This window comes from uncultured Stenotrophomonas sp. (assembly GCF_963519125.1).
In the GTDB taxonomy this organism is placed as follows: Bacteria; Pseudomonadota; Gammaproteobacteria; order Xanthomonadales; family Xanthomonadaceae; genus Stenotrophomonas.
Genome location: NZ_CAUQLJ010000005.1, coordinates 89,082 through 113,070 on the forward strand (window position 1 = coordinate 89,082; position 23,989 = coordinate 113,070).

The window sequence follows — 23,989 nt, forward strand, 5'->3', positions numbered from 1 at the left end:
TGATGAGCATCCTCCAGGCCAACGCCGCGCCGCCGCAGGGCTGGACCTCCGTTGGCCAGGCGCTGGCTGGCCTCGGCGGTGCCGGCAGCCAGAACGCCTACGACCGGGGCATGGCCAAGGCCGCGCAGCTCGACCAACTGGTGCAGACCGCGCGCTACAGCCGCGAGAAGGCCATGGAAGCCGAGGACGCACGCAAGGGGCGCGGTGGCTTCGCACCGGCCGCGATCGCTGCGGGCATCCCCGAGGCGCAGGCCGGCCTGCTGTCCAGCGCGTTCGCTGCTGGCTACGACCCCACCAAGCTGAGCGGCTACCTGGGCGACACCCAGGAGCGCGGGTTCCGCGAGGGCGCCGTGGGCCGCGCGCTCGCTGGTGACTTCGGCGGCGGCAACGCCTACCTGATGGGTGTGGCCAACGGCCCGGTGGAACTCGCCTCGGTGCAGGGCCAGAACCTCATCAACAACCGCCTGCTCGAGGGCGGCGGCGGTATCACCACCACGGAGCAGGGCCGGGCCGGCATTGCGGCTGACGCGGCGCGCGCGGCGGCGTCCTACGCCAGCGCGAACAGCTCCAATGCATCCGCTGCTCGCACGCGCCAGGGAATGGCTCTGGACCGCGCCGACACGATGGGAGGTGGCGGGGGCAGGGCAGGCATGAAGGCGCCGAGCGGCTACCGCTGGACCGGCGACGGCCGGCTGGAGGCCATCCCTGGCGGCCCCGCCGACAAGCCCTTCGGCAGCGGCGCGTCGGAAGACGAACGAAAGGCCGCCGGCTGGCTGGGCCAGGCCAATCGCGCCTTGGCCAACATGGAAGATTCGATGTACCGCACCGACGCCCAGGGGAACCGCGTTCTGGACGCTGCTGGCCGGCCGATTCCGACGGGTGCGGACACCCCCGGGTTCTTGGAGCGCTACTCGCCGAGCGAAGAGCTGAGCAACCGCAGCATGAGCCCGGAGCGCCAGCGTTACGCCAACGCGTCGTCGTCGCTGTCAGAAGCGCTGCTGCGCGCGGCCACCGGCGCCGGCGTCAACGAGTCGGAGGCACGGCAAAAGGTGGCCGAGCTGACCCCGCAGCGCGGCGACTCGGAGGCGGTGAAGCGCCAGAAGATGGCCGGCGCTGCCGGCTACATCGAGGATCTGCGCGCGCGTGCTGGCCGGGCACTGCCCGCCAACGCCACCGGCGGCGCGGTGCCCATGCGGCCTGACGCCACCCTGCGACCGACTACCGGCCAGGCCCCGCCCGTCGGCACCACGCGCGGCGGCTATCGCTACACCGGCGGCGACCCTGCCGACCGCAGCAGCTGGGAGCGTCTGTAATGGCCATGCCCTGGGAGGAATACCAGCAGATCAATGCAGGCGCGCCAGCGAAGGCCGTCACCGCCCCGGCCGTCGAGCGTGGCCCGTGGGACGACTACCAGCAGGTGAGCAGCGATCTGCCGATCACCGACCTGCCGGCTGTCCAGGCGCAGCGCCCGGACTTCAGTGGCGTAACGGCCACGGTCGACTCAACGGCCGATGGCCGGCAGGCGGACGGCTGGATGGCCGGCAAGCTTCGCGATGCTCTGTTCGGCGCCCGTTCGGTGCTGCAGGGCACCGGTAGCCTCATCGGCGCGCTGGGCGGCGATGCGCTAGGGGCACTGGAGACGCAGGTCACAGGCCGACCGGTTGCCAGCTTCCGTGACAACGCCGCGCGCCTGGCTGACGCGATCGGCCTGCCGCAGGCGCAAACCAGCGGCGACAGGATTTTGGGCGATATCGGCGAGGCGCTGACTGGCACCGGGTTGACCCTGGGCGCCGGCGGGCTGGCGAATGCAGGCCGTTCGGCGCTGCCGACTGTCGCCCAGGCAGCGCCGGCGCCGCAGGTGGTCCCGTCTATCGGCCAGCGCGGTATCGAGCTGCTCACCGCGCAGCCGGCGCTGCAGGTGGCCAGTGCGACCACCGGCGCAGCGGCCAGCTCTGGGGCGCGCGAGGCCGGCGCGAATCCTCTGGTGCAGGCGCTGGCGGGCCTTGCCGGGGGTCTCACACCTGCTGTGGCCACTGCGGGCAGCCAAGCGGCGCTGCGCGGCGCCCTTCGCGGTGGTGAGACCAACCGTGTCGCCTTGGGCGAAGCCATCAAGGACTTCGACGCGCTGGGTGCGACCCCGTCGGTTGGCCAGGGGACTGAAAGCTGGGCTCGGCAGGGTGCAGAAAGCCTGTTGGCTGGCGGCCCCACCAGCGGCGGCGTGATGCGCCGCTTCGCCGAGGAACAGAACGAGCAGATCGGCGAGGGCCTCGGCGAGCTGAGCAATCAACTGGCGAAGAATATCAGCGGCGAGCGCGCCGGCCGTGCCATCGAGCGCGGCGTGGACACGTTCTCGAAGAACACCAACGCCATGCGCAAGGCGCTGTACTGGCAGGCAGACCAGCACATCCCTGCCGACACGAATATCGGCGTGTCCAACACTCAGCGAGCACTGGCTGAGTTGACCACGCCTGTAGCGGGCGCGGAGGCAACCACCGGCGCGCAGATCAGCCCCAAAATTCAGCGCATGGCCGACAACCTGGCCGAGGACGTGGCTGCCGCTCAGCAAGCCGGCCAGACCGGCATCCCCTACGAGGCCGTGAAGAGGATCCGCAGCCAGATCGGTGAGGAACTATCCGACTTCGCGCTCTCCACCGACCGGCCCACAGCGCAGCTGAAGAAGCTGTATGCATCGCTCTCTCAGGATCTGGAGGCAGCCGCTCAGGCGCAAGGGCCGAGCGCAGTTGCAGCGGTGCGGCGCGCCAACAACTACTTCAAGGCCTCCGCCGATCGGCTGGAAACGCTGGAGCGCGTTGTCGACAAGAATGGCGGCCCGGAAAAGGTGTTCCAAGCTGCGATGGCCGGCACCAAGGACGGCGCCACCACGCTCCGCGCCGTCATGCGCTCGCTGCCCGAGGACAGCCAGAAGGCAGTCAGCGCGGCGGTGATCAAGCGTATGGGTCTGGCGAACGCGGGCGCGCAGAACGCGGCCGGCGACGCCTTCAGCCCGAACACGTTCCTCACCAACTGGGGCAACATCAGCCCGGAGGCGCGCCGGACCCTGTTCGGCCGGTTCGGTAAGGAATTCAGCGACAACATGGACCGCGTGGCCAGGGTCGCGGAGCGGATCAAGAACGGCTCGGAGGTGTTCAAGAATCCCAGCGGCACCGCCAACCGCGGCGCGGCGCTCGCATATCCCGTCACCATCGGCGGCCTGCTCATTACTGGCCAGCTGGGAGCTGCAGCACTGGCAGCAGCAGGTGGAACCGGAGCGAACGCCTTGGCTAGGGCGATGACCAACCCTCGTTTCGTCAAATGGCTCGCGAAGAGCACCGAAATGCCGGTGGGCGCTTTGCCGGCGCAGATCAACGTGCTGAAGCGGATGAGCGGTGAAAACGACGACGAAGCAGTCGCCGAGGTCGCGGCCGCGCTTGAGTCAGGCGTAGGGAGCGCTGAAGGCCCAGATCAGTAACCCGACGATCGCTATCACGATCGCCAGCAAAGCACCGCCGCCCCACAGGGTGAAGTAGGCGCCATGCCACCACCTTGTGGGGTGTTTTGCTTCGAACTCCCGATCAGCGTCCGCCTGGGAGATCTTCTTCCACGCCGTTTGCGGCTCAAACTGCCCAGCGTCCTTGAATCGCTCGTCGCTCATTTCCGGGTTTCCTTGCACATGTAGAGGCCATGCTCGGTCTCGTATCGACAGCCGACGCCGCACTCGTAACTGCCCCAGCCGTTCTCTTCCGCGTCCTCGCGGCCGTCGTCCTCGAGGCTCTTCCGATGTTCGCGGAGCGCCCAAATCGCCGACGCCTGGCATTCCTCGAAGGTCGGGTAGGTCCCGTAGATGGCCCTCTGGGCGTCGACAGCGTCCAGTGACTTGCCCGGCGGGTAGACGAATGCCGTCCAAACCTCAGGTTCGCGGCTGCACCCGGCAAATGTCAGGCAAAGCGCAATAGCGGCAAGGGCACGGCGGTTCATGGGGCGGATGGTAGCACCCGGCCGCGTGGGGCGGCCGGGGTATATCACTGCGCCGTGGCGTCGACCTCAACCAGCGGGCGGTCACCGACTTGGCGGCCATGTTGATCGACGAGCCAGACGGACCATTTCATGATCCTGGCGCGCCGCGTGTGGACGGTGTTCTCGTCAATCTCATGCCCATCCAGGCCGATCAAATGGCGCTCGTTGTCGAATGTGAAGATCGCCAGCGGCTCCGCAAGCATGACGGCGCCGGGGTATGGGCCGTCTTGAGTCCGGCGAAGGTCGAACAGGTCTTCGGCGCGAATCGAAGTGGTGTAAGGCGCAGAAACCGCGAAGACGCGTTCGTCGATCGTGGAGAGAAGATCGCCAAGCGCGCCGTCGTTGTCGTTTCGATTCAGTCGAACAGCTTGGTTTGCGGTGGCACCAATCTTGCGGGCAACCATGTACCAGTTGCCCCTTTCATCCGCGACGATAGTGCCGGGGGCCACATTGGCCGCACTGGTGTACTTAAAGGCTTCAAGCGGAAAGCTCATCACCATCTCCTTGGCAGCCCCGGCCAATCCGGGGCCTGGCCGCATCGTACACCCTCCGTTGAACCCGCCCGGCGCCCGGGCAGCATGGCTCCCATCAACAGCAGGGGCCGGCCGTGAGCCAATTCGACGAGATCATTGACCGGGTCCTCTCCCATGAGGGCGGCTACGTGAACAACCCCCGGGACCCGGGCGGTGAGACCCAGTGGGGGATCAGCAAGCGCTCCTACCCGACGGTGAACATCCGGGCGTTGACCCGGCAGGGGGCGGTGGACATCTATCGCCGCGACTTCTGGCAGCGTGTCCAGGGCGACCGGCTGCCGCGCGCCGTGGCTTTCCAGGCGCTGGATGCTGCGGTGAACCATGGCATCGGCAACGCCGTTCGGTGGCTGCAGCGCGCAGCCGGGGTAGCCGACGACGGCATCATCGGTCCGCGCACGATTGCCGCGGTTGCTGGGCAGGACCCGGCGGACCTGGTGCTGCTGTTCAACGCTGAGCGGCTGGAGTTCTACGCGAAGCTGGGCACGTTCGACACGTTCGGCAAGGGCTGGACGCGCCGCGTGGCCGGGAATCTGCGGTACGCCGCACAGGACAACTGATGCCGGCGGCAAAGAAAGCGGTGAAGCCCTCGCCGATCAGCCAGCTGCAGGGCGTCCTGCTGGTGCTGGACAACCGCAGCGGCCGGCCGACGGCGGAAATGCTGGCCAACGTCCGAGAAATGGTCGGCGACGCGCTTTCGGTCATGCAGGAGCCGGACCCGGTGAAGCAGCGAATCGGCTTCGTCCTGCTGGCGATCCAGCAGTCCACCCAGGTGGCGATCAAGGAAGTGCGCGGCAAGCGCCTCACCCGCGTCACTGTCATCGACCAGCCCCTGTACCACTGGGCGCTGGAGGAAATCCACGCATTGGCAGGTGCCGCATGACCTTTGCAAGTCGAAACGTAGGCGCCGCGCGCGCCGGCATCGCCACCCTGATCCTGTTCCTGATCGGCATGGGCATGGCCGCCATGCTGGCAGTAACGATCCCGGAGCAGAACAAGGACGCTTTCCTGATGCTGATCGGCGGCCTGAACACCGCCATGGGCGGGATCATCCAGTTCTACTTCAACATCGGCTCGCGCCGATCCGCCGGAGGCTGACGTGCAGATCCCAGATCCCGTACGGCCCTATGTCGACCTGATCCGCTGGGGCCTCGTGGTGGTGCTGGCAGGTGGCCTGTTTATCGCCGGGTGCAACCATGGCAAGGACCGCCAGGCGGCCGCGAGCCGGAACGAGATCGCTGCGGCGGCCAAGGCCCAGGCTAGTGCAGAGGCGAACGCCGCCGAAAACCTCCGTGCGGCGAATGCCTGCGGCCTGCTGCTCAATGATGTGAACCGGCAGACCCAAGCATCGATCGACGCCGCCGAATCGGCGCGCAAAGCAGCCGCTGCAGCAGCCAGCCGGGCCGAGGCGGCAGCGGCCGAGGGCCAGCGCCGAGCCACTGCAGCAGAGAAGGCTTTGCAGGCCGCCAAGTCGCAAACCAACTGTCGTTCCCAGCTGGAGCTCGAACTATGCGCCGCTATTCCGTTGCTCTGATCGCCGCGCTGCTGATCGGCTGTGCGAGCCAACCCGGGCGGCCGAAGCTGCCGGAAACGGTCTATGTCACAGTCGAGAAGCTGGTCCCGGTGGATGACGGTCTGACCCAGCCCTGCGTGACCACCCGCGTTACCACGCGCACCGTTGAGGCTGTGGTCAGCGCCTACAACGCCAACCTGCTCGCCCTGCAGGACTGCAACACGCGCATGGGCGAGATCCGCGCTCTGGGGCGGTAATGGCCGGCAAGAAGATCCAGCTCAAGGACCAGCTCGGCCGGGTCATCCGCCTCAACAGCGATGCCACCGACGGCGCGACGCTGGGCAAGAACCTGTACGGCCCGGACGGGAAGCTGCTCACCGCGGCGCAGATCATCAACCCGCCCGCCAGCAACCAGAACGCCTCGACCACGGTCTGGAAGCTCATCCGCGAAGTGCCGGCCAACATCCAGAAGCTGGCCAAGCTGGCCACCAGCGGATTCGCGGTACGGCAGGCCAGCGGGGAATGGGTGACGCGGTCGCTGCAGGCGGGCGTTGGGATCGACATCACCAACCCCGACAGCGATGCGGGCGACCCGACGATCAGCCTTGAGGACCTCCCCGACAGCGGCGTCGGCGCGGCGCTGGTCAAGATCACCCGCGATCCCCAAGGACGCATGTACGGCACGCAGGCGGCGTCGACCAGCGACCTGGCCGAGGGCGCCAATCTCTACTTCACCAATGCGCGAGCCGACGCCAGGATTACCGCACAGAAGGGTCAGCCCAACGGCATTGCCGAATTGGACGCGGGCGGCAAGATCCCGACCGCTCGGCTGCCCGCGATCGCGATCACCGAAACCTTCGTGGTGGCCAGCCAGGCCGCGCAGTTGGCGCTGACCGCCCAGGAAGGCGACGTCGTTGTCCGCACCGACCAGTCGAAGAACTACATCCGCAACGCCGGCACCTCCGGCACGATGGCCGACTGGACCGAACTGCTGACGCCAGCTGCGCCGGTCCAATCGGTGAATGGAAAAGTCGGCACGGTAAGTCTGACCCCGTCGGATGTAGGTGCCGCGACAGCCGCGCAGGGCGCGAAAGCTGACACCGCTGTGCAGTCGGTTGCCGTCGGAACGGGGATGTCGGCGAACATCACCGACCCCCGCAATCCGAGCATTTCACTGGCGAGCAATCTGCAGACTCTCTCTGCAAACACCTGGAAGCCTGAAGTCATTGGCAAGGACTTCAATCTTGCAGGCACGGATGCCACTGAAATCTCGTTGGGCGTCAAGAATGACGGAGGTGGTACTGCCGTCTTCCACTACTACACCAAGCCGCTAAGTGGACTACCACTGTTCGGCGCAATTGTTGGCGGTGCCGGTAGTCGTCCCTGGGATGGTACAACTTGGGCCGCACACTCCACGGCGGCTTATCATCTCCTTGCCTCCGAGAATCACACGCCGACTGCGACTGGCACCGACTTCCGGATCGTTGCGACGCCCATTGGGACCACGCAAGCCAACCGCATCATCAATTCTGACTTTAACGGCGACGGAGACATCATCAATTCGCTGGGGCTGACCCGGAGGAAGATCAACACGCTAGAGCGTGGTCGCGGTATCGAAATCGTGCGCAGCAACAATGCGTGTGAAATTTCGATGGTGTCGGACCTAAGTACGTCAACCTATCAGAGCCTTTTCCGTGGGTACTCGATAGGAGGAACTATCGCGTCCCCCGGGGCGACCACGATCAACAAGGGGACTGGCTACGCTCTGTGCGGTCATGATGGTTCCGCATACGTTGGCGCCAAGGCCCTCGTAAGTCTCCTGACCTTTGACAACTGGAGCCCAACCAGCACGCCAACCACTATCGCGCTGGAAACCACGGCAACCGGATCAACAGCGCGCACAGCGCGATGGTTTGTAAAGGACACTGGGCACTTCTACCCTGGTGCTGACAACGCCTACGACATGGGCACCCCGACATTCCGGGTTCGCCAGTACTACGGCGTCAACACTTCGATCAGTACCTCCGACGCCAGGCTGAAGACAGCTCCTCGCGATATGTCCGAGGCTGAGGTGGCTGCATTCATCGAGGTCGGCCGGCTGCCTATGGTGTGGCAGTGGCTCGCGAAGGTGGACGAGGAAGGCGAGGGCGCCCGTCTTCATTCGGGTCCAACCGTCCAGGCAGCCATCGAAGTTATGCACAAGCACGGCCTGCAGTGGAGCCTCTACGCCGCCTTCTGCTACGACGCGTGGGACGACATCCCTGCGGTCATCAACGAAGACGGCGATGTTTCCGCCGCCGCTGTCCCAGCCGGATCCAGATACTCATTCCGGAAAGAAGAGCTGATGTGGTGGATTATGCGGGCTTTCATTGCTCGCCAAGATGCGATCGAACAGCGATTGGCTAAGCCTTAGGATCGGCCGGCCAATGCGGCAGGGCCTGGCGCGTGTGAGCGCACCCGATCCCGAGTTTTTCGAAGCGGGACATCCACCAGTTGAACAACCGCGGCGCTGAGGAAAATCGCAACAGGGATTGCCCACAGCGCGATCGGCCATCCGCGCATTGCCTCTGGCTGACCCATGGCAAGCCAAACCAGATAGCCAGCCGGGTAGTGGATCAGGAACACTGGGTAGGACAGATCTCCGAGCCATCTATCTATGCGCCCCAGTGTGCCTTGGGCTCGGATGCCGTGGAACAACAGCGAAACGAGCGCGGCCAGCGCTATGACCCCATAGTAGTAAGGGTTTGACGTTGCGCTGGTGTCGTAGGTACTTCCTTTCCAGACCACAAGGAACGCGAAAATCGCGCCCAGAAGCAGAACTGGCTGAGCCGCGGTGCGGGTCATCCAGGCAGGCCTATGTTTGACCACAAGATCACTGGCCCTGAATGCAAGGGAGCCGGTGCAGAAGGCCAACATAGCAGCTGATACCGGGGCGTACCGGGTCGTCGGGTTCATCCCCGCATGGAAGGTGTACGCGTGGTATGCGGCTGCAGCCAGCAGGGTGGCAGCTGTCCAACGCCAGCTCCGGGCGGCAAACGCCCAAAGGAGGAAGTAGCAACAAATCTCCACAGCGATGGACCAGGTGGACGGGATCAGCCTGAACTTGAAATTGCCAGGCTGGTCCGGGAAGAAGGTCCAGGGCCAGATGAGCAGATTCCCGATCACGTCCGTCACGCGGCCGGCCCACACCCAACAGGCATGGAACTCGGACATCCTGGGGAGCGTGAACCACATGAAAAGCGTAAGCAGGGCTAGAGCGTAATAGGACGGATACAGCCGCAGGAATCGGTTCAGCGCAAAGGACTTGAACTCGAACTTGTACGTCCTAGCCAGGATCATCGTTACCAAGTAGCCGCTGATGACGTAGAAGCACTCCACGGCGAACTGGCCAAGGTTCGGGATCCTGCCCGTCAGGTGGAAAAGCACCACGCACAGGGCGAGGAAGAAGCGGAAGCTGCCGAGCATGCGAGCGCCATGTGCGTGAAGGTGGCGGCAAGTATCGGCGCAAAGGGGTGGCATCTTCCAGTGGCCGGCCGTTCTCATCCCCTGAGCCGGTGTGGCGGTATGGTGGCCGCATGGACACCCCAGACCCCAAGCCGACCCGGCCAGACCCCACGAAGATGGCGCCCACCCTGGGCCACCTTCTGCTACCCGACACGCGCACTCCCGAGGAAAAGTTGGCCGCCTCGGTGCGCGAAACGAACCGGCGCAGGGGCAGGGCGCGCGGCAAATGGTGGGAGAAGGACGCTCCGCAATGACCATTTCGCCCCAGTCAGATCAATGACTTACCCGGCGATCTGCGAAGGCGAATGCGGAGCGGGATTCCGGGTAAATCCCTTGCGGCAGTAGGGAGTTTCCGCAGACTTTTAATCTTTTGGTCGATGGTTCGAATCCATCACGGCCCACCAATTGCATCAACGACTTAGGCGCCCGGTGGGCGCCATTTTTGTGGGTTTGCAAAATTGATTTGATTTGGCCCACGAACGCGCAGCGCAGGCTGTTCGATGGGACCACCGGACACCGGACGTTCGCATTCTCGCAGCCGTCGTCATCGGGCCGGCAGCGGCGCTGCCAATCCTGTTCAATCCAGCTGAAAAGGCGCCGTTGCCGTGTGCCGTATACGCCGCGTACCGGTTAGCCGGTGCACACTCGGCGTCTGTCCTGATTGCGCAGTGGAGCTGCCATGAATCGTTTTGTATTGATCGGCTTGGGTGCGCTTGCACTGGCGGCCTGTAAGCCAGCGCCCACCGACCCGGTGGCGCCGGCGCCCGCTGCGCCGACCAATGAGTCGCCGAAGCCGGTGGCGACTACCGAAACACCAAGTGCTGCGGCCGCTGGGCAAGGCCCGTCGTTCGATTGCGCCAAGGCCGCGTCCGATGCGGAGAAGACGGTCTGCGGTGACGCCCGTCTGTCGGCTCTGGATCGCGAAGTGGCCGCGTTGTACAAAGCCGCGCAGACAGGTCCGGGCGAACTGGACGTGGCCGCCGAGCAGCGGGGCTGGATCAAGGGTCGCGACGCTTGCTGGCAGGCGGTGGATGCCAATCGCTGCCTGATCGAGTCCTATCAGACGCGTATTGTCGAACTGCGTCTGTCTTCGGCAGCGGCGCCGGCCGCGAAAGCGGTGCAGTACGCCTGCGACGACGCCAGCAAGCCGCTGTCGGTGGTGTTCCACAACGATCTGGACCCGCAGGTTGCGGTGGTCCGGTTGGGGCGCGACCAGGCGATTACGTTTGCTGCGCCCTCGGCCAGTGGCGCTCGCTATACACGCGAGGGCGTGGAGTTCTGGGAACACCAGGGTGAGGCGACGCTGGACTTCTACGGCACGCGGTTGAGCTGCAAGGTCGCCGCTCCGTAGAGCCGGGCTGTGCCCGGCTGCTCGCCATGCCGAGATCGTGCGGAGCCGGGCAGAGCCCGGCTCTACGTTGAAGTGTCGGCACCTTTACGCGCCGGGCAGGGCCCGGGAAGACGGCATCAGCGCATCATTCAGCGTACGCGGTGATACCGCACTTCGTTCTGGCGGTCGCCCACTTCTGTCGTTACGAAGCCGTCGCGGCTCTGGTTGATGTCGAATACGCTGTTGCCCACGTTGAGCTGGCCGCCGTTGACCCAGCCAGACAGGTTCTGTCCGCGGGCCTGCGCGCTCATGCGGCCGTCCGACTCGATCCGCATGCGGATGTCGGCGTTGTACATGGGGTTGTAGCCTTCGAACTCGCCGACCATCCATTGCGGCACGTAGGAGGTGTGACGTGCGCCCTGGTAGTTGTCGTCGTCGTAGCGGTTGTCGTCCTTGTTGGCGTTGTGCGCCAACGCACCCAGGATGGCGGCGCCGATCAACACCCCGGCCGCTACCTTGGCATCGTGGTTGTCGTCGTCGCGGTCATGGTGGCGATCGTTGTTGCTGACCCGGAAGGAAGCACGGCAGCCGTCGTCGACCCACACATTGCGGCGGTCGTAATCCCAGCTGCGGCCTTGGCGGCACTCGGCGCCGGAGAGCTTGCGGTCCAAGGTGACGTAGCCGGCATACGGCAGTGAACACGACTGGTAGCGGTTGTCGCGGCTTTCGCAGGTGACGAAGTCGTCGGCACGCGCGTCGGCGAGGGTGGCCAGCAACAACAAGGGAGTACCCAGCAGCAATCGGGTCTGCATGTTCGGGAGTCCGGCGAGGGTGGCGGAGTGGCACGGTGTCACCGCCACGATGCGCAGCCCTCGATGAAATCCTGATGAAACCGCCTCAGGCCGCCCGGTCGACCTCGTGGTCGCCGAAGCAGGCGCGAATGGCGTCCAGCAGTTCGCTCATGGAGTAGGGCTTGGGCAGGAAGTGGATGCCCGGGGCGAGCTGCGGGGTGACCCGGTCCGGCTGCAGGCCGGAAGTGACCAGCACCGGCAGGCTGGGGAACTGCTGGCGGATGCGGTGGGCGGCTTCGATGCCGCTGAGGCCGCCCAGGCAGACGTCGGTGAATACCAGGTCGAAGCGCTCGCCGGCCTGCAGCAGGCCCAGTGCGGCTTCGGCCGTGCTGACTGCGGCCACTTCGCAGGCCTGGCTTTCCAGCGCCATGCGGCTCAGTTCGCGGGTGTCTTCGGTGTCTTCGATCAACAGCACGCGCGGTTCTACATGGCGCTTGGACAACAGCATGACGCGGATTTCCCTGGCAGGACGGTTGGAGTGGCGCGGCAGTATGGGGAGGCGAAGGTGAGCGGGCCGTGCAAAGGGTGTTGCGCATTCGTGGCGTTGTTGCCAACCGGTCAGGTAAGCCACGGTAGAGTCGCTTTCTGACCCCGAATGGAGCCAAAACCGATGCAATGCCCCGTCTGTACGACCCAAGCGCTGGTGATGTCCGAGCGCCAGGGCATCGAAATCGATTACTGCCCGCAATGCCGGGGCGTGTGGCTGGACCGAGGTGAGCTGGACAAGATCATCGAGCGCTCGGTGGGTGCCGCCGCGCCTGCGCCGGTTCGTGCGGCCGCGCCGCCGCAGCAGCAGGAATACGTGCAGCACCGCGATACCCGCCACCTGGGCCAGCAGCACCACGGCGATGGCCATGGGTATCGCAAGAAGAAGAAAGAGAGCTTCCTGTCGGACCTCTTCGACTTCTGACCGCCGCGGCGGTACCCGCGCCGGTCCTGATCAGGGCCGGCGCAGGATGAATTCCAGGTCGCGGCTGTCGCCCACCGGGAATTCATAGCTGCCCACCTGCTGGCAGCCATGGCGTGCGTAGAAGCGCTGCGCGCCGTAGTTTTCCGACCAGACGCCGACCCACAGGGTGCGGCGGTGTGGCTGGTCCAGCCATGCGAGGAAGGCGTCCATCAGGCGGGCGCCGTGGCCGACTCCCTGGCGGCTGGTCAAGACGTAGAGCCGCTTCAGTTCGATGTCGCCTTCCTGCGCGTCTGCGTGGGGGAGGCTGTTCGGGCCTGCGGCGAGGTAGCCGATTGGGTGATCGCCCTCAAACAACAACCACGCTGCACTGCGCGGGTCTTCGAGTTCCCGGCGTTGCGGTTCGGGGGAGTAATGCGCGTGCAGGAACGCCGCGAGGTCCTCCGGCGGGTAGGAGTCGCCGAAGGTTTCGGTGTAGGTGGCGATGGCGAGTGCGGAGAGCAGATCGGCGTCTGTTGGGGTTGCGCGGCGGATGGATGTGGTCATGGGAGATAGTGGCGCGCGGTGAGGGAGGTTGGATTGATCGGGCACCGCGAGGACACGCATGGCGTGTCGCTACGCGGGGGCGTCAGAACCAGAAGGGTACGCCCGGGTCCTCAGAACCAGACGCGGACGCCGGCTACCCAGCGCGTGTCGCGGGTGTGTTCGCCTGCGGCCTCGTGGTAATCCGCCGTGTCGCCGAACAACCGCTCGTGGGTGATGCCGATGTACGGTGCGAAGCGGCGGCTGAATTCGTAGCGCAGGCGCAGGCCAGCCTCCACCTTGTTCAGGCCCGAGCCCATGCCGTGCTCGGGTTCGTCCTTGGCGGCGAGCGTGGCTTCCAGCAGCGGCTGCAGGATCAGGCGGTTGGTGAGCAGCAGTTCGTACTCGACCTCGAGGGTGGCTGCCAGTTGTCCGCCGTCGCCGACGTACGCGGTCGCGGAGGTTTCGAACTTGTACGGGGCCAGGCCCTGGATGCCGAGTGCGGCCCAGGTCCGTGACTCTGCCGGACGGAAGTCCTGCTTCACGCCTGCCAATACGTCCCACCAGGGCGACACGCTGCGCCCGTACAGCACTTCCAGATCGGACGATCCGGTCCGACCGCCGCTGCGTTCACCTTCGCTGCGCAGCCACAGGCGGTTGATGTTGCCGCCGACCCAGCCGCTGGCTTCCCATGACTGGCCGGTGCCGTGCTGGCCGTCCCAGTGTTCCAGACGGTTCACCAGCAGCAGGCTGTGGACCTCCGGTGCGTGTTCCATCGCGCCGTGGTCGATGGGCGGGAACGCAGCTGCGCGGTCGGCGTCGGTGATGGCCGGAATGGGTTCGCGTGGCGCGGAGGGAGCGACTACGTGACCCATGGCGGCATGGTCCATTTTCGAATGGTCCATGGCCGAATGATCTACGTTGGGTTCGGCCGCTTTGTCGTGCCCCATCGCCGCATGATCCATGTTGCCGTGATCCATCGTGGAATGGTCCATGGCAGCGTGGTCCATCTTCGAATGATCGACCGGTTCCTGATAATCCTGCGATGCAGCTTCGCCATGGCTGTGCGACTGCGCCCATGCCGGCGCTGCGAGCGCAACCAGCAGCGCGGCACCCAGCAATTGCGGTTTGAGGGATCGAATCGTGCTCATTCTTCAATCCTCACTTCGCGCATCATGCCCGCTTCCATGTGGTAGAGCAGGTGGCAGTGGTAGGCCCACCTGCCGAGTGCGTCGGCGCGGACGCGGTAGCTGCGGCGGGTGCCGGGCGGCATATCGATGGTGTGTTTGCGCAGGTGGAATTCGCCGGCGGCATTTTCCAGGTCGCTCCACACCCCGTGCAGGTGGATGGGGTGCTGCATCATGGTGTCATTGACCAGCACGATGCGCATGCGCTCGCCGTAGTTCAGCCGCAGCGGTTCGGCACTGGCGAAGGGAATGCCGTCGAACGACCAGCTGAACTTTTCCATGTTCCCGGTGAGGTGCAGCTCCACCTCGCGCGACGGTTCGCGACCGTCGGGATCCTCGAACAGGCTGCGCATGGCGCCATACGTGAGCACCTGGCGGCCGTTGTCGCGCAGGCCGATGCCGGGGTCGTCCAGCTTGGGCGCGGTGGCCATGCTCTGCATGTCGACCAGCGGGTTGCCGTGTTCGCTCGGCGCGTGTCGCGGTGCCTTGCTGCTGCCGTGCCCACTGCCGTGGCCAGCGTGGCCCATGTTGGCGCCGCAGCTGCCTTCCATGCCTTTCATGTCATGGCCCATATCACCATGACCCATATCGCTCATCGTCAGCAGCGGGCGCGGGTCGCGCGCGGGGATCGGCGCCTGCAGGCCGTGGCGCACGGCCAGCGTGCCGGCGGCATACCCGGTGCGGCCCATGTCCTGGCAGAAAATGGTGAACGCGTCCTGGCCGGTCGGTTCGACGATCACGTCGAAGGTTTCGGCCGGGGCGATCCGGAATTCGTCGATGCTGACCGGGTGGATGTACTGGCCGTCCGCGGCGACCACGGTCATCTTCAGGCCGGGAATGCGCACGTCGAAGTAGGTCATCGAGCCGCCGTTGATGAAGCGCAGCAGGACCTTTTCGCCGCTGCGGAACAGTCCGGTCCAGTTGCCCGTCGGCGTGGTGCCGTTGAGCAGGTAGGTGTAGGTGTGCGCGTTGACGTCGGAGATGTCGGTGGGCGTCATCCGCATCCGTCCCCACATGCCGCGGTCGGCGGTGGCGGCGGCCCAGCCGTCGCGGCGCACGTCGCGCAGGAAGTCGGGCAGGGTGCGCTTGTAGTAGTTGTCGTGCTCGGCGAGCTTCTTCATGCGCCGGAACAGCGCGCCGGGGTCCATGTCGGTCCAGTCCGAAAGCAGGATCACGTGCTCGCGGTCGAAGCGGTACGGCGCCGGCTGCAGCGGGTCGATGATCAGCGCGCCGTACAGGCCGGCCTGTTCCTGGAACATGGAATGGCTGTGGTACCAGTAGGTGCCGGACTGTTTCAGGGCGAAGCGGTACTGGTAGGCCTCGCCCGGGGCGATGCCGTTGAAGCTCAGCCCGGGCACGCCGTCCATGTTGGCGGGCAGCAGGATGCCGTGCCAGTGGATCGAGGTGGGGTGGCCCTGCAGCGCATTGGACACGCGCACGTTGACGGTGTCGCCCTCCCGCCAGCGCAGGATCGGCGCGGGCAGGCTGCCGTTGACGGTGATCGCCGGGCGGGTGCGTCCGGTGAAATTGGCCAGCGATTCGCCAATGCTGAGCTGGAACTGCTCGCCGCTGAGCACCTGCGGGGCAGTGGCTACGCGTGGGCCGGCATTGGCCAAGGCGCGCGCGGGCAGTGCGGTACCGGCCAAGCCGGCAACCACGCCGCCAGCGGCCAGGCCCTGTACGAACAGGCGCCGTGACGGCAACCGCGGGGCGGCCGCGCCGGGGAAAGAGGGGTGGGACATTGCAACTCCGGATCCGAAAGGCACGCGCAGGTGCCGACAGGACGCGCGTGCGGGAGCACGGCATCGCATGACGCAGGCGTTCGTGACGAACGCGCGCTCAGGCGATGGGAGGGCGGGTGATGCGATCCAGCGGCAGGCTGGGCAGGGCGGACTGCGCCACCGGCAACGGCGCCTGGAACAACGGCGGCGGGATCGGAAGCCAGGCGATCTGCGCGGTCAGGCTGGGCTGCTGGGCGCAATTGCGCAGGCAGTCCTTGATCCTGCAGTGCTCACTGTCGTCAGGGGCGGGTGTGTCGGTCCCGGCCGGGACGGTGGGCATCGCCGCGTGGCCCTCGCCATGGCAGGGCGGCGCGGCGGCCTGCCGTGCTACGGGCGTTTGCGCCATTTCCAGCATCATCGGGCCGGCCATGGCCGCGTTCAGCCCGTTGAGCAACAGGCTGAGCATCAAGACCACGCGCAGGAGCAGGCCACCGGCAGACATGGACGCCACCTTACCGACAACGCGGTGCGTGCGCACCCCTGCCTGAACGGCAGGTTCAAGTCTGGACGTGGGTCTGGCAGGGCGCAGCGGCATCAGCCTTCTTCGCGGACGATCTCGACCAGCCGCTCGCCGTAACGGGACAGCTTGGTGCCGCCGATGCCACCGACCCGGCCGAGCGCGTCGATGCTGGTCGGGCGTTGTTCGGCGATGTTGCGCAGGGTGCTGTCGTGGAAGATCACGAAGGCCGGCACGTTCTGTTCGCGGGCCAGTTCGGCACGCAGGCCGCGCAGGGCGTTGAACAGGGCCAGATCCTGCGGCAGTACCGACAACCCGGTGCGCTGTGCGCTGCGCTCGCGTCCGCTGGTGCTGCTGGCCGGGTCGCGGCGCATGCTGATCTGGCGGCGGCCGGTCAGCACGTCGCGGCTGGCATCGGTCAGGCGCAGGCCGCCATGGCCCTCGCTATCCACTTCCAACAGGCTGGCGGCGACCAGCTGGCGGAACACGCTGCGCCAGGTGCGTGCATCCAGGTCGCGGCCGATCGCATAGGTGCTCAGCTTGTCGTGGCCCTGCTGCTTCACCTTCTCGTTCTCGCTGCCACGCAGGACGTCGATCAGGTGACCGACGCCGAAGCGCTGGCCGCTGCGGTAGACGCAGCTCAATGCCTTCTGCGCGGGAATGGTGGCATCCCACGAAGCGGGCGGGGTCAGGCAGTTGTCGCAGTTGCCGCAGGGCTGCGGATAGGTCTCGCCGAAACCGGCCAGCAGCACCTGGCGGCGGCACTGCATGGATTCGCAGTAGCCCAGCAGGTGATCGAGCTTGCCCCGCTCCAGCTGCTTGCGTTCTTCGCCGGCCTCGGACTGCTCGATCATCTGCTTGAGCAGGACCACGTCGCCCAGGCCGTAGCACAGCCATGCTTCAGCGGCTTCGCCATCACGGCCGGCGCGACCGGTTTCCTGGTAGTAGCCTTCCATCGACTTGGGCAGGTCGGTATGCGCTACGAAGCGCACGTCCGGCTTGTCGATGCCCATGCCAAAGGCGATGGTGGCGCACATCACGATGCCATCCTCGCGCAGGAAACGGCGCTGGTTGTTAGCGCGCACTTCCGGCGGCAGGCCGGCATGGTAGGGCAGGGCGTTGAAGCCTTGGCCGCAGAGGAATTCGGCAGTCTCCTCGACCTTGCGCCGTGACATGCAGTAGACGATGCCGGCCTCGCCACGGTGGCCGCGCAGGAAATCGGTCAGCTGCTTGCGGGCATTGTCCTTCTGCACCACGGTGTAGCGAATGTTGGGGCGGTCGAAGGAGCTGACGAAGTGGCGTGCTTCCTGAAGGTCCAGGCGCTCGGCGATCTCGCGCTGGGTCGGCGGGTCGGCGGTGGCGGTCAGCGCGATCCGGGGGATCTGCGGCCAGCGCTCGTGCAGCACGGTCAACTGGCGGTATTCGGGGCGGAAGTCATGGCCCCACTGCGACACGCAGTGTGCTTCGTCGATGGCGAACAGGGCGATGTGGCTGCGTGACAGCAGCGACAGGAAGCGGCCGGTCAGCAGCCGCTCGGGGGCGACATAGAGCATGTCCAGCTCGCCCGCGAGCAGTTCGCGCTCGACGCGGCTGGCGGTCTCGACGTCAAGGGTCGAGTTCAGGTACTCGGCACGCACGCCGAGCTGGCGCAGGGCTTCGACCTGGTCCTGCATCAGCGCGATCAGCGGCGAAATGACGATGCCGGTGCCGTCGCGCAGCAGGGACGGCACCTGGTAACACAGCGACTTGCCGCCGCCGGTGGGCATCAGTACAAGCGCGTCGTTACCGGCCGCGACATGCTCGACGATCGCCTGCTGCGGACCGCGGAAATCGTCGTAGCCAAAGATGCGGTGCAGCAGTTCGTGCGCGGGGCGGGAAGACATCGCGCTAGTTTAGCGCGCCCGGGGGGGCCGTTCCCGTAGGAATTCACCGTGCAGGCCCGTGGGCCGGCCAGCGGCCGGCACCACGGGTCCCCGATCAGGCCAGAAGTGAACGCAGCATCCAGGCGTATTTCTCGTGGGTCTGCAGGCGCTGGGTCATCAGGTCTTCGGTCGGGGCGTCGTCGGCGTCGTCGGCCACGTCCAGCACCTTGCGGGCGGTCCGGCAGACCGCTTCGTTGGCAACGACCAACTGGCGTACCATTTCACGCCAGTCGGCGCTGTTTGTCAGGCCCGGTTCCTCGGCGATCGAGGTCAGGGCGGCAAACTCGCGGTACGAGCCGGGGGCGTTGAAGCCCAGGGCGCGGATGCGCTCGGCCACGTCGTCCAGGGCCGCCCACTGCTCGGTGTACTGGGTTTCGAACATGACATGCAGCGAGTTGAACATCGAGCCGGTCACGTTCCAATGGAAATTGTGGGTCTTCAGGTAGAGCGTGAACGCGTCAGCCTGGAAGGCCGCCAGCCCGTCGGCAATCTTCTTGCGATCGCCCACCTTGATCCCGATATCGATGTTCGGGGCCGAGGGCGCCGCCGGCAGGGACGGGGTCGAGGCAGCCAGCTTCTGCTTGGTGGCCTTGGGCTTGGCCGGGGATTTGGTCTTCGCCATGGGGGAGTTCCTCTTCGTGGAGTGGATGGTCTTCACAATAGATCAGACTAACCTTCAGTAGTACTCATACGTATTAAACGATTCGATTGATGACAGCTATCAAACAACCTGCCGCCTCGTCCGTCTCTTCGCAGCAGGCCGCCATTGACGGGGCCATGAGCCGGGACCGCGGTCGTCTGCTCGGCATGCTCTCGCGGGTGCGCGCCAAGCCGGCCGATGCGGGCGTGGCGGCCGCCTTCGCGCAGGCGCTGCAGGCCTCGGTACAGCGGCGCCAGGCGCGGGCGCAGAACCTGCCATCGATCACTCTGGACGACAGCCTGCCGATTGCGCGTGAAGCCGAGCGCATCACCGCGCTGATCCGCGACCACCAGGTGGTGGTGATCGCCGGCGAAACCGGTTCTGGCAAGACCACGCAGCTGCCCAAGCTGTGCCTGGCCGCCGGGCGCGGCGTGGCCGGCATGATCGGCTGCACCCAGCCGCGACGGATTGCCGCACGTGCGGTGGCCACGCGCGTGGCACAGGAACTCAAGTCCGAACTGGGCACCACGGTCGGCTACCAGGTGCGCTTCACCGACCGGGTCGGCGATGACACCCGCATCAAGTTCATGACCGACGGCATCCTGCTGGCGGAGATCAGCAGCGACCGCTGGCTGTCGCAGTACGACACGCTGATCGTCGACGAAGCGCACGAACGCAGCCTCAACATCGATTTCCTGCTGGGCTACCTCAAGCAGCTGCTGCGCAAGCGCCCGGACCTGAAGCTGATCGTGACGTCCGCGACGATCGACACCTCGCGCTTCGCCCAGCATTTCGACGATGCGCCGGTGATCAGCGTGGAAGGCCGGACCTTCCCGGTGGAAGTGCGCTACCGCCCGCTGGAAGGCGAGGGTGGCGGCGATGCGGACGGGGGCCGCGACGGCGAGCGCACCGTCAACGACGCGGTGGTGGCGGCAGTGGACGAGATTACCCGTACCGACCCGCGCGGCGACATCCTGCTGTTCTTCCCGGGCGAACGCGAAATTCGCGACGCGCACCAGGCGCTGGAGCGGCGCAAGTACCGCGAAACCGACGTGCTGCCGCTGTACGCGCGGCTGTCGGTGAAAGACCAGGACGAGGTGTTCAACCCGGGCAGCAAGCGCCGCATCGTGCTGGCCACCAACGTGGCCGAAACCTCGCTGACAGTGCCGCGCATCCGCTACGTGATCGACCCCGGCCTGGCCCGGGTCAAGCGCTACAGCCCACGCCAGAAGCTGGATCGCCTGCATATCGAAGAGATTTCGCAGGCCAGCGCCAACCAGCGCAAGGGCCGTTGCGGCCGTGTGTCCGAAGGCATCTGTTACCGCCTTTACTCGGAAGCCGACTTCCAGTCGCGCGCGGAATTCACCGATCCCGAGATCCGCCGCTCCAGCCTGTCCGGCGTGATCCTGCGCATGCTGCAGCTGGGCCTGGGCCGGATCGAGGATTTCCCGTTCCTGGAAGCGCCGGATGAGCGCGCCATCGCCGACGGCTGGCAGCAGCTGGGCGAACTGGGTGCGGTGGATGCCGAGCGCCGGCTGACCCCGATCGGGCGGCAGATGGCGCGACTGCCGGTCGACGTCAAGCTGGCCCGCATGCTGGTGGCCGCGCAGGCGCAGGGCTGCCTGCGGCCGATGCTGGTGATCGCCTCGTTCCTGGGCATCCAGGACCCGCGCGAGCGCCCGCCGGAAGCCCGCGCCGCTGCCGACAACGCGCATGCGCTGTTCGCCGACGGGCGCTCGGAATTCGTCGGCGTGCTGCGACTGTGGGAAGGCTACCGCCAGGCCCACGAAGACCTTACCCAGTCCAAGCTGCGCGGCTGGTGCGAGCGCCATTTCCTCGGTTTCCTGCGCATGCGCGAGTGGCGCGAGCTGCATCGCCAGCTGCGCGTGCTGTGCGAGGAGCTGGGCTGGAACGAGGAGCCAGTGGATGCCGCGATGGCGCCGCTGCTGGCCGGTTCATCGGCGCCCGCGCCGGTGCGCGACGATGCGGCCAAGGCCAAGGTCACCCGCGGCCAGCAGCACCGCGCCGCGCGGCTGGCCCGGGAGGGCAAGTCTGAAACCCCCGCTGCCGCGCCGACGGCCACGCCTGCGCCCGCTGACGACGCGCGTGCCGGCTTCAGCGAACGCGTCCGCGCCAACGCCTACCAGACCCTGCACCGCGCGTTGATCGCGGGCCTGCCCACCCAGGTCGGCCACCGCAGCGACAAGGGCGATTTCCTGGCCCCGCGCCAGCGCCGTTTCCTGCCGTTCCCGGGTTCGGTGATGGCCAAGCGCCCGCCGCCGTGGCTGCTGGCCGCGACCCTGCTGGACACGCAGAAGGTATGGGGCCTGACCAATGCCGCGATCGAGCCGGACTGGGTCATCGCCGAACTGCCGCACCTGCTGCTGCGCAAACACTTCGACCCGCACTGGTCGCGCGCGCAGGGCCAGGTGCTGGCCTCGGAGCAGATCAGCCTGTTCGGGCTGGTGCTGGCGCCGAAAAAGCCGGTGCATTACGGCCGCATCGCCCCGGGCGAAGCGCACGACATCTTCGTGCGGCAGGCGCTGGTGACCGGTGAGATCAACACCCGCGCCAGCGTCATCGCCGACAACCTGAAGGTGCTGGAACAGGCGCGCGAGGAAGAAGCCAAGCTTCGCCGTGCCGGCATCGTCGCCGATGAAGGCTGGCAGGCACGCTGGTACCTGGACCGGATTCCGGCGGAGATCCATTCCGCGACGGGCCTGGACACCTGGTGGAAAGGCCTGGCCCCGGAGAAGCGACGCGCCCTGGCGTGGTCGCTGGCCGACCTGCTGCCCGGCGAAGGAAGCGATGCCGAGCGGTACCCGAAGTACCTGCCGCTCGGCGATGCACGGCTGGCGCTGCACTACCGCTTCGAGCCGGGCAGCGAGGATGACGGGGTGAGCCTGGACGTGCCGCTCCACCTGCTCAATGCATTGGATCCGGCGAGGCTGTCGTGGCTTGCACCGGGCTTCGTGGCAGACAAAGCGTCGGCACTGATCCGCAGCCTGCCCAAGGCGATGCGTCGCAACTATGTACCGGCGCCGGATTTTGGCCGTGCCTTCGCCGAAGCGTTCCCGGCGCCAACTGCAGACGACCTGCGCGGTGAGCTGGCGCGGTTCCTTTCGCGCGCCACCGGCGCCCAGGTGACCGCGCTGGACTTCGACGAAACCGCGCTGGACGCGCACCTGCGCATGAACCTGCGCCTGCACGATGCGCAGGGCAAGCTGCTGGCCGCGTCCCGCGACCTGGACGCGCTGCGCGCGCGCTTCGGCGAGCAGGCCGGCGATGCCTTCGCGCAGCGCGCCGGGCGTGCGCTCGCGGCAGAGGGCCTGCGCGAGTTCCCGGCCGCCGCGATCCCGCTGCAGGTGCCCGGCGAAGCCGGCGTGCCGGCCTATCCAGCCCTGGTCGATGCGGGCGAGACCGCCTCGCTGCGGATTTTCGCCGACCGCAATGAAGCGCTGGAACAGCATCCGCGCGGCGTGCGCCGCCTGCTGGAGATCGCGCTGGGCGACAAGGCCAAGCAGGCGCGCAAGCAGCTGCCGGTGCCGCCCAAGACCGGCCTGCTGTATGCGGCGATCGAGTCGCAGGAGCGCCTGCGCGGTGACCTGGTCGATGCGGCGATGAATGCCGTGCTGGCCGAGGGCCTGGGCGAGATCCGCGATCCGGGTATGTTCGCAAAGCGGCGCGACGCCGCTGGCCGGGAACTGTTCGGCGAGGCGATGGCGCGGTTGAAACTGGCCGAGAACATCCTGGCCAACGTGGCCGAACTCAAGCCACTGCTGGAGGCGCCATTGATGGGCTGGGCGCGTGGCAACCTGGACGATCTGGAGCAGCAGCTCGCCGCGCTGATCCATCCCGGGTTCCTGCGCGAAACCCCGGCCGATGCGCTGGCCCAGTACCCGCGCTACCTGCGCGCGATGATCCTGCGCAGCGAGCGTGCCAAGCGTGATCCGCCGCGCGACCAGGCGCGGATGCTGGAGCTGCGTCCGTTCCTGGACGCGCTGGATGAAGCGCAGGCACGAGGCCTGCGCGACCGCCCGCAATGGCAGGCACTGCGCTGGGACCTGGAAGAGCTGAGGGTGTCGCTGTTCGCGCAGGAGCTTGGCGCGAAAACCGGCATTTCCGCCAAGAAACTGGCCCAGCGCGTGGCTGCGCTTCGCCAGGCCTGATCCACCGCTGCCCCGCGCCGCCTGGGCACGGGGCACGCAGGATTACTTGACCCGCTGGACCTTGGCGCGGGTATTGCTGCCCTTGACCTGCATGTACCACACCCCCGCCATGCCGGGTGTCATCGACACCTCCGGGTTGGTACGGCGCACGCCGGCCAGCGTGACGTCGTCGGTCTGTTCCCATTCCTGCTTGTTGGCGAGCACGTAGCGACGGCCCTTGCCAAAGCCACGGAACTCGCCCTCCAGCGTGCTCACGATCGGCTCCTTGCTGCCGAAGTCGAAGAACCCGCGGTTCTTGACGATCACTTCCTGGCGGCCTTCCTCACGGGCCTCTTCGCGCACCTGTTCGCGGACCTGTTCGCGCACGTCGGCCGTGACGGCCTCGACCTTGCCCTGCAGCCAGCCGTTGAGCGTGGCCAGTTCGGTCGGGCTGAGCTTGTCCAGGCCGGCTGCCTTGAACTCCGCCGGCGACATCTGCTGCTGCAGGTCGCCGCCGACCACGCGCTGGGCGAGCGCGGGCCCGGAAAGGCCCAGCATGACGGCCGCACAGGCCAACAACCTCAGACGGGTAAAACGCATGGCAGCTCTCCAGGAATTGAACGATGACAGGTACGGACAACGCTTGTGATTGTCCGCCAACGATAGCAGCGCTAGTGTAGGGC

24 protein-coding genes are annotated in these 23,989 nt (G+C 66.6%); 11 read left to right on the forward strand and 13 right to left on the reverse strand.

Annotated features, from left to right (window positions below):
* Positions 1-2: 2 nt before the first annotated feature.
* A complete protein-coding gene (locus tag RYM47_RS05855) occupies positions 3-1,313 on the forward strand; it encodes a hypothetical protein (RefSeq protein ID WP_315386610.1) in 1,311 nt (436 codons plus the stop codon).
* Positions 1,313-3,469, forward strand: coding sequence for a hypothetical protein (locus RYM47_RS05860; protein ID WP_315386611.1), 2,157 nt, complete (start codon positions 1,313-1,315; stop codon positions 3,467-3,469). The genes RYM47_RS05855 and RYM47_RS05860 overlap by 1 nt, the downstream gene beginning before the upstream one ends.
* Here the strand turns inward: RYM47_RS05860 and RYM47_RS05865 are convergent.
* The 3 genes from RYM47_RS05865 to RYM47_RS05875 are packed head-to-tail and all read right to left on the reverse strand — an operon-like array spanning position 3,434 to position 4,508.
* A complete protein-coding gene (locus RYM47_RS05865) occupies positions 3,434-3,652 on the reverse strand; it encodes a hypothetical protein (RefSeq protein WP_315386612.1) in 219 nt (72 codons plus the stop codon). The genes RYM47_RS05860 and RYM47_RS05865 overlap by 36 nt on opposite strands.
* Positions 3,649-3,975: a hypothetical protein gene (locus tag RYM47_RS05870; protein WP_315386613.1), complete on the reverse strand. Its 327-nt coding sequence runs from the start codon at positions 3,973-3,975 to the stop codon at positions 3,649-3,651. Before RYM47_RS05870 ends, RYM47_RS05865 begins: the two co-directional genes overlap by 4 nt.
* A gap of 44 nt (positions 3,976-4,019) precedes the next feature.
* Positions 4,020-4,508, reverse strand: coding sequence for a hypothetical protein (locus RYM47_RS05875; protein WP_315386614.1), 489 nt, complete (start codon positions 4,506-4,508; stop codon positions 4,020-4,022).
* Between the two features lie 113 nt (positions 4,509-4,621).
* On the opposite strand from RYM47_RS05875, the gene RYM47_RS05880 reads away from it, so the two are divergent.
* Genes RYM47_RS05880 through RYM47_RS05905 form a run of 6 tightly spaced genes read left to right on the forward strand, consistent with a single transcriptional unit; the run spans position 4,622 to position 8,470 of the window.
* Positions 4,622-5,104, forward strand: a complete 483-nt coding sequence (locus RYM47_RS05880; protein WP_315386615.1) for a glycosyl hydrolase 108 family protein — start codon at positions 4,622-4,624, stop codon at positions 5,102-5,104.
* On the forward strand, positions 5,104-5,427 hold the full coding sequence (locus RYM47_RS05885; RefSeq protein ID WP_315386616.1) for a hypothetical protein: 324 nt from the start codon (positions 5,104-5,106) through the stop codon (positions 5,425-5,427). Before RYM47_RS05880 ends, RYM47_RS05885 begins: the two co-directional genes overlap by 1 nt.
* Entirely contained in the window at positions 5,424-5,642 is a 219-nt protein-coding gene (locus tag RYM47_RS05890) for a hypothetical protein (protein WP_306988326.1), read from the forward strand. The genes RYM47_RS05885 and RYM47_RS05890 overlap by 4 nt, the downstream gene beginning before the upstream one ends.
* 1 nt (position 5,643) lies before the next feature.
* Complete coding sequence (locus tag RYM47_RS05895) at positions 5,644-6,078, forward strand: hypothetical protein (RefSeq protein WP_315386617.1); 435 nt, start codon at positions 5,644-5,646, stop codon at positions 6,076-6,078.
* Positions 6,054-6,314, forward strand: coding sequence for a hypothetical protein (locus tag RYM47_RS05900; protein WP_315386618.1), 261 nt, complete (start codon positions 6,054-6,056; stop codon positions 6,312-6,314). The genes RYM47_RS05895 and RYM47_RS05900 overlap by 25 nt, the downstream gene beginning before the upstream one ends.
* Positions 6,314-8,470 (forward strand): tail fiber domain-containing protein, encoded by a 2,157-nt coding sequence (locus RYM47_RS05905; protein ID WP_315386619.1) that lies wholly within the window; start codon positions 6,314-6,316, stop codon positions 8,468-8,470. The genes RYM47_RS05900 and RYM47_RS05905 overlap by 1 nt, the downstream gene beginning before the upstream one ends.
* Here the strand turns inward: RYM47_RS05905 and RYM47_RS05910 are convergent.
* Positions 8,467-9,522, reverse strand: coding sequence for an acyltransferase (locus RYM47_RS05910; protein WP_315386620.1), 1,056 nt, complete (start codon positions 9,520-9,522; stop codon positions 8,467-8,469). The genes RYM47_RS05905 and RYM47_RS05910 overlap by 4 nt on opposite strands.
* Positions 9,523-10,240: 718 nt before the next feature.
* On the opposite strand from RYM47_RS05910, the gene RYM47_RS05915 reads away from it, so the two are divergent.
* Positions 10,241-10,912: an MliC family protein gene (locus RYM47_RS05915; protein WP_315386621.1), complete on the forward strand. Its 672-nt coding sequence runs from the start codon at positions 10,241-10,243 to the stop codon at positions 10,910-10,912.
* Between the two features lie 128 nt (positions 10,913-11,040).
* Here RYM47_RS05915 and RYM47_RS05920 read toward each other — a convergent pair whose 3' ends face one another.
* Together RYM47_RS05920 and RYM47_RS05925 are read right to left on the reverse strand one after the other, a co-directional pair.
* Positions 11,041-11,703 carry a DUF3011 domain-containing protein gene (locus RYM47_RS05920; RefSeq protein WP_315386622.1) on the reverse strand — a complete coding sequence of 221 codons (663 nt, stop codon included), beginning with the start codon at positions 11,701-11,703 and terminating at the stop codon, positions 11,041-11,043.
* A gap of 85 nt (positions 11,704-11,788) precedes the next feature.
* On the reverse strand, positions 11,789-12,190 hold the full coding sequence (locus tag RYM47_RS05925) for a response regulator (protein WP_315386623.1): 402 nt from the start codon (positions 12,188-12,190) through the stop codon (positions 11,789-11,791).
* A gap of 162 nt (positions 12,191-12,352) precedes the next feature.
* On the opposite strand from RYM47_RS05925, the gene RYM47_RS05930 reads away from it, so the two are divergent.
* Positions 12,353-12,652 (forward strand): zf-TFIIB domain-containing protein, encoded by a 300-nt coding sequence (locus RYM47_RS05930; protein WP_315386624.1) that lies wholly within the window; start codon positions 12,353-12,355, stop codon positions 12,650-12,652.
* A gap of 30 nt (positions 12,653-12,682) precedes the next feature.
* Here RYM47_RS05930 and RYM47_RS05935 read toward each other — a convergent pair whose 3' ends face one another.
* From RYM47_RS05935 to RYM47_RS05960, 6 genes are all read right to left on the reverse strand, one after another.
* Positions 12,683-13,195, reverse strand: coding sequence for a GNAT family N-acetyltransferase (locus tag RYM47_RS05935; protein WP_315386625.1), 513 nt, complete (start codon positions 13,193-13,195; stop codon positions 12,683-12,685).
* 110 nt (positions 13,196-13,305) lie between these two features.
* A complete protein-coding gene (locus RYM47_RS05940; protein ID WP_315386626.1) occupies positions 13,306-14,322 on the reverse strand; it encodes a copper resistance protein B in 1,017 nt (338 codons plus the stop codon).
* A complete protein-coding gene (locus RYM47_RS05945) occupies positions 14,319-16,100 on the reverse strand; it encodes a copper resistance system multicopper oxidase (RefSeq protein ID WP_315386627.1) in 1,782 nt (593 codons plus the stop codon). Before RYM47_RS05945 ends, RYM47_RS05940 begins: the two co-directional genes overlap by 4 nt.
* A 97-nt stretch (positions 16,101-16,197) precedes the next feature.
* Positions 16,198-16,581 (reverse strand): CopL family metal-binding regulatory protein, encoded by a 384-nt coding sequence (locus tag RYM47_RS05950; RefSeq protein ID WP_315386628.1) that lies wholly within the window; start codon positions 16,579-16,581, stop codon positions 16,198-16,200.
* Between the two features lie 92 nt (positions 16,582-16,673).
* Positions 16,674-18,479, reverse strand: coding sequence for a DNA helicase RecQ (gene recQ / locus RYM47_RS05955; RefSeq protein ID WP_315386629.1), 1,806 nt, complete (start codon positions 18,477-18,479; stop codon positions 16,674-16,676).
* A 94-nt stretch (positions 18,480-18,573) separates the two neighbouring features.
* Entirely contained in the window at positions 18,574-19,140 is a 567-nt protein-coding gene (locus tag RYM47_RS05960; protein WP_315386630.1) for a Dps family protein, read from the reverse strand.
* A gap of 89 nt (positions 19,141-19,229) precedes the next feature.
* On the opposite strand from RYM47_RS05960, the gene hrpA reads away from it, so the two are divergent.
* The gene (gene hrpA, locus RYM47_RS05965) at positions 19,230-23,327 is read left to right on the forward strand and encodes an ATP-dependent RNA helicase HrpA (protein WP_315386631.1); all 4,098 of its coding nucleotides are present in this window, start codon (positions 19,230-19,232) and stop codon (positions 23,325-23,327) included.
* Positions 23,328-23,369: 42 nt separating this feature from the next.
* On the opposite strand, the gene RYM47_RS05970 is transcribed toward hrpA, so the two are convergent.
* Positions 23,370-23,906: a hypothetical protein gene (locus RYM47_RS05970; RefSeq protein WP_315386632.1), complete on the reverse strand. Its 537-nt coding sequence runs from the start codon at positions 23,904-23,906 to the stop codon at positions 23,370-23,372.
* Positions 23,907-23,989: the final 83 nt, after the last annotated feature.